The sequence below is a fragment of the Streptomyces sp. NBC_01013 genome (assembly GCF_045162765.1).
Lineage (GTDB): Bacteria > Actinomycetota > Actinomycetes > Streptomycetales > Streptomycetaceae > Streptomyces.
In genome coordinates, this window is the sequence record NZ_CP108687.1 from 6532067 (window position 1) to 6545116 (window position 13050).

Sequence of the window (13050 nt, forward strand, 5' to 3'; positions counted from 1 at the left end):
ACGTCCTCTGGAGTGAGCAATGACCGACGACCCGTACCTGATCATCTCCTCCGACTGCCACGCCGGGCTGCCCACCGAGGAGTACCGGCCCTACCTCGACCGCCGCTTCCACCGTGAGTTCGACGACTTCCTGGCCGGCCGGGACCGTCGTCGCGAGGAGATGACCCGCCTCGGCGTACGCAACGAGGCCTTCGCGGACAAGTGGTTCCACGACAACGAGGAAGGACTCAGGGGCGGGTGGGACGCGGCGCAGCGTCTCAAGGAGCTCGACGGTGACGGCGTGGCGGCCGAGGTCGTCTTCCCCGACGCGGACGCCGTCGACAGCCGCACCGCCGCCCCCTTCGGAGTCGGCCTGGGCCTCTCCGGCGACCAGGACCCGGAGCTGGGCATGGCCGGTGCGCAGGCCCACAACCGCTGGCTCGCCGACTTCGTCTCGCAGCACCCCGAACGCCACTGCGGCGTCGCCCTGCTGCCCGTCACCGGCGAGGTCGGCCGGGTGGTCGCCGAGATCCACCGGGCGAAGGAGTCCGGTCTCGGCGCCCTCATGATCCCCTCCATGTGGGTGGACAAGGCGCCCTACCACGACCGCCGTTACGACCCCGTGTGGGCGGCCGCCGCCGAGACGGGCATGCCCGTCGTCACCCATTCCGGCGCGGCGCCCCGCCACGAGTACGGCGACCATCTCGGCATCTACGTCTCCGAGGTCACCTGGTGGCCCTCCCGACCGCTCTGGTTCCTCCTCTGGTCGGGCGCCTTCGAACGACACCCCGGGCTGAGGTTCGGCGTCGCCGAGTCCGGCTGCTGGTGGCTGCCCAACCTCCTGTGGTTCATGGACCGGCTCTACCTCGGCGCCCACGGCGGCAAGAAACTGTCCCCGTTCGCCGAACTGAAGCGCCCGCCGCACGAGTACCTCGACCGGCAGGTGTTCATCTGCGCCACGAACACCAAACGCCGCGAGCTCGCCCAGCGGTACGAGATCGGCGTCGGCAACATCCTGTGGGGCAGCGACTTCCCCCACCCCGAGGGCACCTGGCCGAAGACCGCCACCTGGCTGCGCGACACCTTCCACGACATCCCGGTCGCCGAGACGCGCCTGATGCTGGGCCTCGCCGCCGCCGAGGTCTTCGGTTTCGACACGGACAAGCTCGCCCCGCTGGCCGCGCGCATCGGCCCCACCCCCGCCGACCTGGGCCAGAGCCCGGACCAGAGCGCGGTCGAGGCCTCCTGGGCCCGTTCGCGCGACGTCGGCCGGCACTGGCTGACCGACCACGACTTCCCGGTCCTGGGGGTGTCGTGATGGACCGCTACACCGTCATCTCCGCCGACTGCCACGCCGGCGCCGACCTCCTGGACTACCGGCCGTACCTGGAGTCGAAGCACCACGACGACTTCGACGCCTGGGCCGCGACCTACGTCAACCCGTACGAGGACCTGGTCGCCGACACCGCCGACCGGAACTGGAACTCGGACCGCCGCCTCGCCGAACTGGAGGCCGACGGCATCGTCGCGGAGGTCGTCTTCCCCAACACCATCCCGCCCTTCTTCCCCTCCGCCTCCCTGATGGCCCCAGCGCCCTCCCGGCAGGAGTACGAACAGCGCTGGGCGGGGCTGCGCGCCCACAACCGCTGGCTCGCCGACTTCTGCGCCGCCGCACCGGGCCGCCGCGCGGGCGTCGCGCAGATCCTCCTCAACGATCCGGCCGAGGCGGCCCGCGAGGTCCGCCGCACCCGGGAGGCCGGCCTGACCGGTGGCATCCTGCTGCCCGGCGCCCCGCCGGGCAGCGGCATCCCGGAGCTCCACTCCCCGGTGTACGACCCGCTGTGGGCGGTCTGCGCGGAGCTGGACGTACCCGTCAACCACCACGGCGGCTCCGCCTCCCCGCCGCTCGGCGACGAACCGGCGGCCCGCGCCGTATTCATGGTGGAGACCACGTGGTTCTCGCACCGCGCACTGTGGCACCTCATCTTCGGGGGTGCCTTCCGCCGCCACCCCGCACTGAAGCTGGTCCTCACCGAACAGGGCTCGGGGTGGATCCCGGGCATCGTGGAGATGCTCGACTACTACCACGGCCGGCTCGTCGCGGCGGCCTCCCGGGCGGCGACCGCCGAGTCCAAGTTCGGTGCCGGGCTCGCCGCTTCGATGGGCGCGCCGCCCAGCGAGGTCTGGCGCGACAACTGCTACGTCGGAGCGAGTTTCATGCGACCGCACGAGGTGCCCCTGCGGGACCGTATCGGCCTCGACAAGATCATGTGGGGCAGCGACTACCCGCACGACGAGGGCACCGCCCCGTACTCACGGGAGGGCCTGCGGATCGCGTACGCCGGCCTGCCGCCCGCGGAGATCGCGGCCATGACCGGCGGGAACGCGGCGCGCGTCTACGGGTTCGACCTGCGGGCCCTGGACCGTGTCGCGGCCCTCGTCGGCCCGACCGTCGAGGAGATCGCCGAACCCCTGAAGGAGGTCCCGGCGGACGCGACCAGCCCCGCGTTCGCACCAGGTGGGTCAGTACGCGTCTGGTGACGCCGTGAGGTGAGACCATCCCCGGGTGACGTATACCCAGGGGCACCACGAACCGCACGGCAACGGCCTGGGCGCGCGGCTGAACTGGCTGCGCGCCGCGGTCCTCGGGGCCAACGACGGCGTGGTCTCCACCGCGGGCCTCGTCGTCGGCGTCGCCGGGGCCACCGGTGACCGCGGCACCCTGCTGACGGCGGGCCTGGCCGGGCTGCTGGCCGGGTCCATGTCGATGGCGGCGGGCGAGTACGTGTCGGTCTCCACCCAGCGCGATTCGGAGAAGGCCGCACTGGCGACGGAGAAGCGTGAGCTCCAGGAGACCCCGGAGGCGGAACTCGCCGAACTCACCGGACTGCTGGAGGGCAAGGGGCTCAGCCGGAAGGTGGCCCGGGAGGCCGCCGTGCAGCTCACCGAACGCGACGCGCTGCGCGCCCACGCAGAGGTTGAGCTGGGCATCGACCCGGACGCCCTGACGAACCCGTGGCACGCGGCCGGCGCCAGCTTCCTCGCCTTCACCGTGGGCGCGCTGCTGCCGCTGCTGGCGATCGTGCTGCCGCCCTCGTCGCTGCGGCTGCTGGTCACCGTGCTGTCGGTTCTTGCCGCGCTGGCTCTGACGGGCTGGTGGAGCGCCCGGCTGGGCGACGCGGCCCCGGCCCCGGCGGTGCTGCGCAACATGGGCGGGGGAGCGGTGGCGATGGCCGTGACGTACGTGGCGGGGGAGTTGCTGGGGGCGGCGGGCGTTTAGGAGCAGACACCCGCTGTTGGCAGAAGGTGCCAAAGGCTGCTGACAAGTTTTCTCGCATACTTGTTGGTAACAACGTCTAGTCCGGGGCCGACCTGCCGCTCTACGGTGCAGGCATGCCGACGAACCTGCCCGATGTAGTGCTCTGGTCCATACCGGCCTTCGTCCTGCTCACCGTTCTGGAGATGGCGCTCCACCACTTCCACCCGGATGAGGAAGCCGCCGGTTACGAGGCGAAGGACGCCACCACCAGCATCACCATGGGGCTGGGCAGCCTGGCCTTCGACCTGCTGTGGAAAGTGCCCATCGTCGCGATCTACACCGCGGTGTACGAACTGACCCCGCTCCGCGTCCCCCTGCTGTGGTGGACCGTCCCGCTCATGCTGCTGGGGCAGGACTTCTTCTACTACTGGTCCCACCGCGGGCACCACGTCATCCGGATCCTGTGGGCCTGCCACGTGGTCCACCACTCCAGCCGGAAGTTCAACCTCTCCACCGCACTGCGCCAGCCCTGGACCTCGCTGACCGTCTGGCCGTTCTACCTCCCGCTGGTCGCGTGCGGCGTCCACCCGGCGGCGCTGGCCTTCTGCTCGTCCGTCAACCTCGTCTACCAGTTCTGGGTGCACACCGAGCGGGTCGGCAAGCTGCCCCGGCCCTTCGAGTACGTACTGAACACCCCCTCCCACCATCGCGTGCACCACGCCTCGCAGGGCGGCTACCTCGACCGGAACTTCGGCGGCATCCTGATCGTGTGGGACCGGTGGTTCGGGTCCTTCACCCCGGAGACGGAGCGCCCCGTGTTCGGGCTCACCAAGAACATCGACACGTTCAACCCGCTGCGGGTCGCCACCCACGAGTACGCAGCCATCGCCCGGGACGTGCGTGCGGCCGGCAGCTGGAGCGAGCGGGCCGGGCGGGTCTTCCGCGGGCCCGGCTGGCAGCCGGCCACGGTCGGGGCGGGCAGGGGCAAGGCCTCCGTGGCCGCCCCCGCACAGGAGCGCACCGGATGAGCGCCGACCGGCTCCCGGACCGGCGCGAACGTCTCGTACGCCTCCTGCTCATCGCCTTCCTCGTCGCGTGCGTCGCCGATCTCGTCGGGGTCCTCGCCGACAGCCGGCCCCTCCACTTCGCCGCCAAACCGCTGCTGATGCCGCTGCTCGCCGCGTACGCCGCGGCCCGGCGGGGCCCCCGGCTGCTGATCGCCGCTCTGCTGTGCGGGTGGATCGGAGACGTCTTCCTGCTGGCCGACGCCGACCTCGCCTTCCTCGTCGGGATGGGCGGCTTCGCCGCAGGACACGTCTGCTACCTGCGGCTCTTCGGAAGGGCCCGCGGCGCCCTGCTGCCCCGCATCGGGTACGCGGTCGTGCTCACCGTCTTCGTCGTCCTGATCTGGGACGGGCTGCCGGCCGGTCTGCGGGTCCCGATGGCGGGCTACAGCCTGCTGCTGACCGCCATGGCCTACCGCTCCGGCGTCCTCGGCCGGTACGCGGCCGCCGGTGGCGCGCTGTTCCTGCTCTCCGACGCGCTGATCGCCACCGGTATCGCCGACTGGCCGCAGCTGCCCGCACCCGGCTTCTGGGTCATGCTCACCTACGTGGCCGCGCAGCTCCTGCTGACCCTGGGCGTCCTCGCCCCGGGGGCGAAAGGGGCCGGGGGGATCTTCGGGGCGTACCGTGAGCGGAGTATCAGCATCTGAGATCAGCAAGGACCCCCACGCATGCGCGCCACCGTCATCCACGCCCCTCACGACATCCGCGTGCAGGAGGTTCCGGACCCGGTGATCCAGCAGCCCACCGATGTGGTGCTGCGGGTCCTGCGGGCCTGTATCTGCGGCAGCGACCTGTGGGCCTACCGCGGTGAGTCCGCCCGGCAGCCCGGCCAGCGGATCGGCCACGAGTTCCTGGGCATCGTCGAGGAGGCCGGTTCCGGGGTCAACGGCTTCGCCGTCGGCGACCTCGTCGTCGCCCCCTTCGTCTGGTCCGACGGTACGTGTGCCTACTGCGCCGAGGGGCTGACCACCTCCTGCCCACAGGGCGGATTCTGGGGCTCGGTCGGCTCCGACGGCGGGCAGGGCGAGGCCGTACGCGTCCCGTTCGCCGACGGCACGCTGGTCAAGCTCCCCGCCGCCGCGGCCTCGGACGATCACCTGCTCACCGCGCTCCTGGCCCTCTCCGACGTCCTCGGCACCGGCCACCACGCCGCCGTCGGCGCCGGTGTGCGGCCCGGCTCCACGGTCGCCGTCGTCGGTGACGGGGCCGTCGGCCTGTGCGGCGTCATGGCCGCCAAGCGCCTCGGCGCCGAGCGGATCATCGCGCTGGGCCGCCACCGGGCGCGCACCGACATCGCCCGCGACTTCGGTGCCACCGACATCGTCGCCGAGCGCGGCGACGCGGCCGTCGCCGCGGTGCGGGAACTCCTCGGCGGCGAGGGCGCCCAGGCGGTCATCGAGGCCGTCGGCACCGAGCAGTCGATGCGTACCGCCGTCGGCATCACGCGCGACGGCGGCTCCATCGGCTACGTCGGCGTGCCGCACGGCAGCGGCACCGGACTGGACCTCGGCGTCATGTTCGACCGCAACATCGCCCTGCGCGGCGGTGTCGCCCCCGTCCGCACGTACATCCCGGAACTGCTCCCCGACGTCCTGTCCGGCACCATCGACCCCTCGCCCGTCTTCGACCTGGAGATCGGCCTCGACGAGGTACCGGCCGGCTACAGGGCGATGGACGAGCGCACGGCGCTGAAGGTCCTCATCAAGCCGTGAGCCACGCGGCCGCGTCCGCTCCCAGGTGGCCCGGCGGACGCGACCAGCCGGCGGGCGCACCGTCGAAGGCGACCGGCGGCAGCGCGTGGCGCAGGAGTCCCAGCGGGCTGCCGGTCTCGGTGAGCCACTTCTCCGGGTCGTACGTGCCGTCCTGCGCCGCCCGGTCCTGCGGTGCCGGGATCTCGTCGGTCAGCCAGGCGGCGGTGCGGGCGAGCGAGAGCGTGGCCAGCCGCGAGCCGCCCTCGTCGTGCTGCTCGGTCAGTGCCCGCAGTACGGCCCCGGCCAGCAGATAGCCCGTGCCGTGGTCCAGTGCCTGGGCGGGCAGCGCTCCCGGCGGGCCTTCGTACGCTCCCGGCCCGGCCTCGGTCACCGCGATGCCGGTGGCGACCTGCACCAGGCTGTCGAAACCGCGCCGCCGGCCCCACGGGCCGTGCCCCCAGGCCGACAGCCTGCCGATCACCAGGCCCGGCCTGCGCGAGGCCAGGGACTCCGGTGTCAGCCCCAGCCGCTCCAGCGCGCCGGGCCGGTATCCGGTGACGACCACGTCCGCCCCGGCCAGCAGCTCGTCGAAGACACCGCGGCCGGCAGCGCTCGTCAGGTCGATGCTCACCGACCTCTTCCCGAACCCCGTGTCGCTGTGCGCGTCCTGGCTCTCCGGGAGCTGCGGGGCGTCGACGCGCAGCACGTCCGCGCCGAGCAGCGCGAGCGTACGGGTGGCCACCGGCCCCGCGAGGACCCGGGAGAGGTCCAGGACGCGCAGCCCGGCAGCGGGCCGCAGCGGTGTGCCGGTGAGCGGAGCGGTCCGGCGCACCGGAGCGGTGCCGAGCCGCTCCCGCTCCACCAGCGGCACGTCGCGTAGTGCGAGGCGGCGCGGGTCGGCGGCCCATTCCCCGGGTGTCCTGGCGGCGACGGCCAGGCCGCCCGCCGCGTACACCGTCTCCTCGATCTCGGCCCCGTGGCGCCCCGCGAAGGACGCGGCCGCGGCATCGACGGCCACGTCGTCGGCGGTGTCCGCGGGCAGTCCCAGCGTGCCCAGCAACCGGGCCCGGTGGTGCGGGTAGTTGGCGTGGGTACGGACCCAGCCGTCGGCCGTGCGCCAGAACCGGGACAGCGGCGCGAAATTGGCCGGGGCGCGGCCGTCGACACGCAGATGGCGCTCGCTGACGAACGCGGTGGCCACCGCCCCGTCGTCGATCGGGACACGGGGTACGGGTCCGCCGGTGCGACGGGCCGCGAGCTCGGCGGCGGCCAGGGAACAGACCGCGACAGCGGCGCGGGCCAGCTCCCGTACGGGCAGCCGGGAGGGCAGCAGCCCGGCCGGTCCCGAGGTCCCGATACGGCCGAGAAGCGCGGGGGCACCGCCGAGAGCGGCCCAGGCCTGCTCGGTGGCGGAGGTGGCGGCAGACGTCATCCCAGCACTATGGCACCGAGCGCCAATCACGGGGTGGGAGCCGCCCGGCGGGAGCCGGGACACGGTCCCCGTACCCCGGCCGGTGCGGGGGCCGGACCGTCCCAGCCCCCGCACCGGCCGGCCGTCACCAGCGCACGGCGTCCAGCGCGTCCACCACTCCGGCTCCGTAGAAGCCGTTGCGGTTCTTGCCGCCCTCGCACACCGCGTCGACCTCGCCGTCGCCGTCGATGTCGTACGGGTCACCGCACGCCGTGGCGTCGGCCTCGACCGTCAGCAGCGCCTTGACCACGGCCGCCGACGCGTGGGGGTGCGTCGACTTGATCAGGGCCACGACCCCCGCGACGTGCGGGGAGGCCATCGACGTACCGGCCTTGTAGCCGTACCTGCCACCCGGCAGGGTGGAGAGGATCAGACCGCTCGTCGCGGGCGGTGCGGGGGTCTGGTAGACCGTCGAGTCGCCGCCCGGCGCCGCCACGTCGATGACGCCGTTCCCGTAGTTCGAGTACGAGGCCTTCAGCCCCTTGGCCCCCGTCGCCGAGACCGTCACGACACCCGGCAGCATCGTCGGTATGTCGAGGCACACCTTCGGGTCGATGGTCCGGGGCACCGGCGTGGTGTCGTTGGGGCTGGACGCGTCCTCGATCGTGTCGGCCGCCAGGTCCTCGGCCGAGTTGCCGGCCGCGGCGACGTTGACCGTGCCCTTGCGCTCGGCGTACCGGGTGGCCCGGGCGACGGCCTCGACCAGCGCACCCTGGTCCGCGTCGTCCTTGCAGTTGTACATCCACGGGTCGGTGTAATAGCTGTTGTTGGTGACGTCCGCGCCATGGTCGGCCGCCCACATGAAGCCGCAGACGACGGCCTCGGTGTAGAAGAAGCCGTCGGGGTTGCCCACCTTGATCCCGGAGATCTTCACACCCGGCGCGACCCCCGTCACCCCGATGCCGTTCTTCGCGGCGGCGATCGTGCCCGCGACGTGCGTACCGTGATCGCTCTCACCGGCCGCCGGCCGCCAGGCGCCGTCCGTGGTGTCCGGGGCCCCGGACACACAGTTCGCCGAGCCGGAGCGGTCGAAGTTCGGGGCGAGGTCCGGATGGGTGTCGTCGACACCCGTGTCGATGACCGCGACCGTGACCTTCGAGCTGCCCAGCGACTTCTCGTGCGCCTTGTCCGCCTTGATGGCCGGCAGGTCCCACTGCAACGGCTCCAGCGGATCCTGGCCCGCGGTCGCCTGCGCGGCCGCGGTCCGCTCCTGCTGCGCCGTCAGCGGCTGCTCGACCCCGATGTCCTTCGTGGCCTGCGGGACGATCGGATTGGTACGGGTGGCGCCCGCCGAGTCGACGCCCTTGACACGGCGCATCGACTGGGCGAACTGAGGGTTCTGCGAGTGGGCGACGATGACCCCGATCCGGTCGTAGGAGGTCACCACCGTGCCGCCGGCCCGTTCGATCGCCTTGCGCACCTGCTTGACGGTGCCGGGACCGCTGCGGGTGTTGATCACGTACGACAGCTTCGGACCGTCCGTCGACACCACCGCCGAGGGCGTGTCAGCCACCGGGGCGGCGGAGGCGGTACCCGTCGGCAGGAAGCCGAGCGAAGCGGTGAGGGCCAATCCGACGGGCAACGTCAGTGCGCGCTTCCGTCCGGATCCCAGATGAGCCATGGGGTCTCCACTTCATCCGTGTCAGTCGACCGGACACGGGCTGTGTCCAGTCGCGTACATGACGAGTGAAGCTATCGCTGATCATCCCCGCTCATCAATGAGTTCGAGAGATCCGGTTCCCACCGGGACGTCCGATGGGGTGACGCGGAGAAGGCGGAAACCGCGGTGAACCGCTTCGCTGCGCGCTGCGTGCCGTTGTCAGGGGAGGCGCACCATCACTCCCCGATATCGAGGTCCCCAGTGAAATCCACCGTCCCCACCACCACCGCACCCGCGTCGCGAGGAGATTCCGTGGCTACCGATGCACCGCCGCCCGAGGGCAGTACGGAGACCGGCCCCGCCCAGCCCACGACCGAGGCGTTCGTCGCGGAGCAGGAGAGCCAGGAATTCGGTGAACTCCGCCGCTCCTACCGCTCGTTCGCCTTCCCGCTGACCATCGCCTTCGTCCTCTGGTACCTGCTGTACGTGCTGCTCTCCAACTACGCCGGCGGCTTCATGGGCACCAAGGTGTACAGCAACTTCAACGTGGCCTTCGTCTTCGGCCTCGCCCAGTTCCTCACCACCTTCCTCATCGCCTGGTTCTACTCGCGGTACGCCAACGCGAAGCTCGACCCGAAGTCCGAGGCCATCAAGTCCCGTATGGAGGCCGACGCATGAGCGCCGCGTACCACTCCCACACCGTCGTGACGCTCGCCGCATCGTCCACCAGCGAGCACCGGCCGCTGATCATCTCGCTCTTCGCCGTCTTCGTCGCCGCGACCCTCGGCATCACCGTCTGGGCCGGCCGTCAGACCAAGAGCGCCTCCGACTTCTACGCGGGCGGGCGCCAGTTCACCGCCTTCCAGAACGGCCTGGCGGTCTCCGGCGACTACATGTCCGCCGCGTCGTTCCTCGGCATCGCCGGAGCCATCGCCCTCTTCGGCTACGACGGCTTCCTTTACTCGATCGGCTTCCTCGTCGCCTGGCTGGTGGCGCTGCTGCTGGTCGCCGAACCGCTGCGCAACTCCGGCCGCTACACCATGGGCGACGTCCTCGCCTACCGGATGCGCCAGCGCCCGGTCCGTACCGCCGCGGGCGTTTCCACCATCGTCGTCTCGATCTTCTACCTGCTCGCGCAGATGGCAGGAGCGGGAGTTCTGGTCTCGCTGCTCCTCGGGATCACCAGTGATGCCGGAAAGATCCTCATCGTTGCGCTGGTCGGCGTACTGATGATCGTGTACGTCACCATCGGCGGCATGAAGGGGACCACCTGGGTGCAGATGGTCAAGGCCGTGCTCCTCATCGCGGGCGCCATCCTGATGACCCTCATGGTGCTGTGGAAGTTCGACTTCAACGTCTCCGACCTGCTGGGCACCGCCGCCGAGAAGAGCGGCCACGGTGCGTCGTTCCTGGAGCCCGGACTCAAGTACGGCGCCACGGGCACCTCGAAGCTGGACTTCCTCTCCCTCGGCATCGCCCTGGTGCTCGGCACCGCCGGCCTGCCGCACATCCTGATCCGCTTCTACACGGTGCCGACCGCCAAGGCGGCCCGTAAGTCGGTCAACTGGGCCATCGGCATCATCGGCGCCTTCTACCTGATGACGATCGCGCTCGGCTTCGGTGCCGCGGCCCTCATCGGCCCGGAAGAGATCAAGGCGAAGAACCCGGCAGGCAACGCGGCGGCCCCGCAGCTCGCCGAGTACCTCGGCGGGGTCGGCAGCACCGGCGGAGCCGTCATGCTCGCCGTGATCTCCGCCGTCGCCTTCGCCACCATCCTCGCCGTCGTCGCGGGACTCACCCTCGCCTCCTCGTCCTCCTTCGCCCACGACATCTACGCCAACGTCATCCGCAAGGGAAAGGCCACCGAGAAGGAGGAGATGAAGGCAGCCCGCTGGGCCACCGTCTTCATCGGCGCCGCCGCGATCGTCCTGGGCGCCTTCGCCCGCGACATGAACGTCGCCGGTCTGGTGGCACTCGCCTTCGCCGTCGCCGCCTCGGCCAACCTGCCGACGCTCCTCTACAGCCTCTTCTGGAAGCGGTTCACCACCCAGGGCGCGCTGTGGTCGATCTACGGCGGCCTCGCCTCCTCGGTGATCCTGGTGCTGTTCTCGCCGGTCGTGTCCGGGAACGCGAAGACCTCGATGTTCAAGGGCGTCGACTTCGCCTGGTTCCCGCTGGAGAACCCGGGCCTCATCTCCATCCCGCTGGGCTTCCTGCTCGGCTGGATCGGCTCCCTGCTGTCCAAGGAGGAGCCTGACAAGGGCAAGTACGCCGAGCTGGAGGTCAAGTCCCTCACCGGCATCGGCGCCCACTGAGAGCACGAGTTCACACACGTTCACACAGGAGAGCGGCACCCACGCCCTCCATCGGCACGGCCGCGTCGTACAGTCCTACGACGCGGCCGCGCCGTTCCTCGTGCCAAACGGGCCCCTCCGTTGTCACAGGTCTCGCGTAGTCTCGGAAGAGTCAGATACCGCAACCGGGAAGTCGCCGGGGGAGGGGGCCCACCATGCTCATCGACACATACGACCGGGTCGCCACCGACCTGCGTGTCTCTCTCACCGACCGCTGCAATCTGCGCTGCACCTACTGCATGCCCGAAGAGGGCCTGCAGTGGCTTGCCAAGCCCGACCTGCTGAGTGACGACGAGATCGTCCGGCTCGTCCGCATCGCCGTCACGCAGCTCGGCATCACCGAGGTCCGCTTCACCGGCGGAGAGCCGCTGCTGCGCCCCGGGCTCGTCTCCATCGTCGAACAGTGCGCCGCTCTGACACCCCGCCCCAGGATGTCGCTCACGACCAACGGCATCGGGCTCAAGCGGACCGCTGCCGCGCTCAAGGCCGCGGGCCTGGACAGGGTCAACGTCTCCCTGGACACCCTGCGCCCCGAGGTCTTCAAGACCCTCACCCGCCGCGATCGCCACCACGACGTCCTGGCCGGACTCGAAGCCGCCCGCGACGCCGGCCTCACGCCCGTCAAGGTCAACACCGTCCTGATGCCGGGACTCAACGACGACGAGGCGCCCGACCTGCTCGCCTGGGCCGTGGACAACGCCTACGAGCTCCGCTTCATCGAGCAGATGCCGCTCGACGCCCAGCACGGCTGGAAGCGCGACGGCATGATCACGGCAGGCGACATCCTCCAGTCACTGCGTACCCGCTTCGCCCTCACCGCCGAGGAGGACGGCGAGCGCGGTTCCGCCCCCGCCGAGCGCTGGCTCGTGGACGGAGGACCCCACCGGGTGGGCGTCATCGCCTCGGTCACCCGGCCGTTCTGCCGCGCCTGCGACCGCACCAGGCTCACCGCCGACGGACAGGTGCGCACCTGCCTGTTCGCCCGCGAGGAGACCGACCTGCGCGGGGCCCTGCGCTCCGAGGCACCGGACGAGGAGATCGCCCGGCTCTGGAAGCTCGCCATGTGGGGCAAGAAGGCCGGCTCGGGCCTCGACGACCCGTCGTTCCTCCAGCCGGACCGCCCGATGTCGGCCATCGGCGGGTAGCGCCGTAAGCCGCTACGCGGGCGGTGAGTCCTGCGACTCCCAGTCGGCCAGCGTCACCACGTCCTTCAGGAAGCCCCGCACCCCGAGGAACGACGAGAGATGCTCCCGGTGCTCGTCACAGGCCAGCCAGGTCTTGCGGCGCTCCGGAGTGTGCAGCTTCGGGTTGTTCCAGGCCAGCACCCATACGGCATCGGCACGGCAACCCTTGGCCGAGCAGACGGGGGCGGTGGCGGCAGCGCTCGCCGTATCGGGACCGGATCCGGGGAAGTTCACGGACTCAACCCTAAGGGCTGACCAGGACGGCGAACCCTGCGGCATCTCCCCGCCGGAGAAATGGCGACGCCGAGCAGCCACGGGGGGAGCTGCCCGGCGTCGGTCCGTCGCTCCGACGGGGGATGCGGAGCGCTCACGAAGTATGTCACGCACACCGGGGTGCGGTGCACTGGAACTTCATGATTGATCTGAGCTTTTCTTGAGCTTGGGC

The 13050-nt window shown here is 71.1% G+C and carries 12 protein-coding genes; 9 read left to right on the plus strand and 3 right to left on the minus strand.

All coding sequences use genetic code 11. From position 1 onward, the window contains the following. Positions 1-19: 19 nt before the first annotated feature. The 6 genes from OG538_RS28455 to OG538_RS28480 all read left to right on the plus strand — a co-directional run bounded on the left by OG538_RS28455 (position 20) and on the right by OG538_RS28480 (position 6017). Positions 20-1297, plus strand: coding sequence for an amidohydrolase family protein (locus OG538_RS28455; protein ID WP_406098309.1), 1278 nt, complete (start codon positions 20-22; stop codon positions 1295-1297). Continuing rightward, on the plus strand, positions 1297-2520 hold the full coding sequence (locus OG538_RS28460; RefSeq protein ID WP_406098310.1) for an amidohydrolase family protein: 1224 nt from the start codon (positions 1297-1299) through the stop codon (positions 2518-2520). Before OG538_RS28455 ends, OG538_RS28460 begins: the two co-directional genes overlap by 1 nt. Positions 2521-2545: 25 nt before the next feature. Then, complete coding sequence (locus tag OG538_RS28465) at positions 2546-3259, plus strand: VIT family protein (protein ID WP_406098311.1); 714 nt, start codon at positions 2546-2548, stop codon at positions 3257-3259. Between the two features lie 113 nt (positions 3260-3372). Continuing rightward, the gene (locus OG538_RS28470) at positions 3373-4266 is read left to right on the plus strand and encodes a sterol desaturase family protein (RefSeq protein WP_406098312.1); all 894 of its coding nucleotides are present in this window, start codon (positions 3373-3375) and stop codon (positions 4264-4266) included. Continuing rightward, positions 4263-4952, plus strand: a complete 690-nt coding sequence (locus tag OG538_RS28475) for a lysoplasmalogenase (RefSeq protein WP_406098313.1) — start codon at positions 4263-4265, stop codon at positions 4950-4952. Before OG538_RS28470 ends, OG538_RS28475 begins: the two co-directional genes overlap by 4 nt. Positions 4953-4973: 21 nt before the next feature. After that, entirely contained in the window at positions 4974-6017 is a 1044-nt protein-coding gene (locus tag OG538_RS28480) for a zinc-dependent alcohol dehydrogenase family protein (protein ID WP_406098314.1), read from the plus strand. On the opposite strand, the gene OG538_RS28485 is transcribed toward OG538_RS28480, so the two are convergent. Next, the gene (locus OG538_RS28485) at positions 6007-7428 is read right to left on the minus strand and encodes a CoA transferase (protein WP_406098315.1); all 1422 of its coding nucleotides are present in this window, start codon (positions 7426-7428) and stop codon (positions 6007-6009) included. The genes OG538_RS28480 and OG538_RS28485 overlap by 11 nt on opposite strands. A 124-nt stretch (positions 7429-7552) precedes the next feature. Further along, the gene (locus OG538_RS28490; RefSeq protein WP_406098316.1) at positions 7553-9088 is read right to left on the minus strand and encodes a S8 family peptidase; all 1536 of its coding nucleotides are present in this window, start codon (positions 9086-9088) and stop codon (positions 7553-7555) included. Positions 9089-9379: 291 nt separating this feature from the next. Between OG538_RS28490 and OG538_RS28495 the strand changes: the two genes are divergently transcribed. The 3 genes from OG538_RS28495 to moaA all read left to right on the plus strand — a co-directional run bounded on the left by OG538_RS28495 (position 9380) and on the right by moaA (position 12566). Next, positions 9380-9745 (plus strand): DUF485 domain-containing protein, encoded by a 366-nt coding sequence (locus OG538_RS28495; RefSeq protein WP_406098317.1) that lies wholly within the window; start codon positions 9380-9382, stop codon positions 9743-9745. Then, complete coding sequence (locus tag OG538_RS28500) at positions 9742-11382, plus strand: cation acetate symporter (RefSeq protein ID WP_406098318.1); 1641 nt, start codon at positions 9742-9744, stop codon at positions 11380-11382. The genes OG538_RS28495 and OG538_RS28500 overlap by 4 nt, the downstream gene beginning before the upstream one ends. A 194-nt stretch (positions 11383-11576) precedes the next feature. Further along, the gene (gene moaA / locus OG538_RS28505) at positions 11577-12566 is read left to right on the plus strand and encodes a GTP 3',8-cyclase MoaA (RefSeq protein ID WP_406098319.1); all 990 of its coding nucleotides are present in this window, start codon (positions 11577-11579) and stop codon (positions 12564-12566) included. A 12-nt stretch (positions 12567-12578) separates the two neighbouring features. On the opposite strand, the gene OG538_RS28510 is transcribed toward moaA, so the two are convergent. Then, positions 12579-12839, minus strand: a complete 261-nt coding sequence (locus OG538_RS28510) for a hypothetical protein (RefSeq protein WP_406098320.1) — start codon at positions 12837-12839, stop codon at positions 12579-12581. Between the last annotated feature and the right edge of the window lie 211 nt (positions 12840-13050).

What these genes read in the sequence shown, in the direction of transcription:
- OG538_RS28470 (WP_406098312.1), top strand. Translation starts at nt 3,373, where the DNA reads ATGCCGACGAACCTGCCCGATGTAGTGCTCTGGTCCATACCGGCCTTC.
- OG538_RS28485 (WP_406098315.1), bottom strand. Translation starts at nt 7,428, where the DNA reads ATGACGTCTGCCGCCACCTCCGCCACCGAGCAGGCCTGGGCCGCTCTC.
- OG538_RS28480 (WP_406098314.1), top strand. Translation starts at nt 4,974, where the DNA reads ATGCGCGCCACCGTCATCCACGCCCCTCACGACATCCGCGTGCAGGAG.
- OG538_RS28475 (WP_406098313.1), top strand. Translation starts at nt 4,263, where the DNA reads ATGAGCGCCGACCGGCTCCCGGACCGGCGCGAACGTCTCGTACGCCTC.
- OG538_RS28460 (WP_406098310.1), top strand. Translation starts at nt 1,297, where the DNA reads ATGGACCGCTACACCGTCATCTCCGCCGACTGCCACGCCGGCGCCGAC.
- OG538_RS28500 (WP_406098318.1), top strand. Translation starts at nt 9,742, where the DNA reads ATGAGCGCCGCGTACCACTCCCACACCGTCGTGACGCTCGCCGCATCG.
- OG538_RS28490 (WP_406098316.1), bottom strand. Translation starts at nt 9,088, where the DNA reads ATGGCTCATCTGGGATCCGGACGGAAGCGCGCACTGACGTTGCCCGTC.
- OG538_RS28455 (WP_406098309.1), top strand. Translation starts at nt 20, where the DNA reads ATGACCGACGACCCGTACCTGATCATCTCCTCCGACTGCCACGCCGGG.
- moaA (WP_406098319.1), top strand. Translation starts at nt 11,577, where the DNA reads ATGCTCATCGACACATACGACCGGGTCGCCACCGACCTGCGTGTCTCT.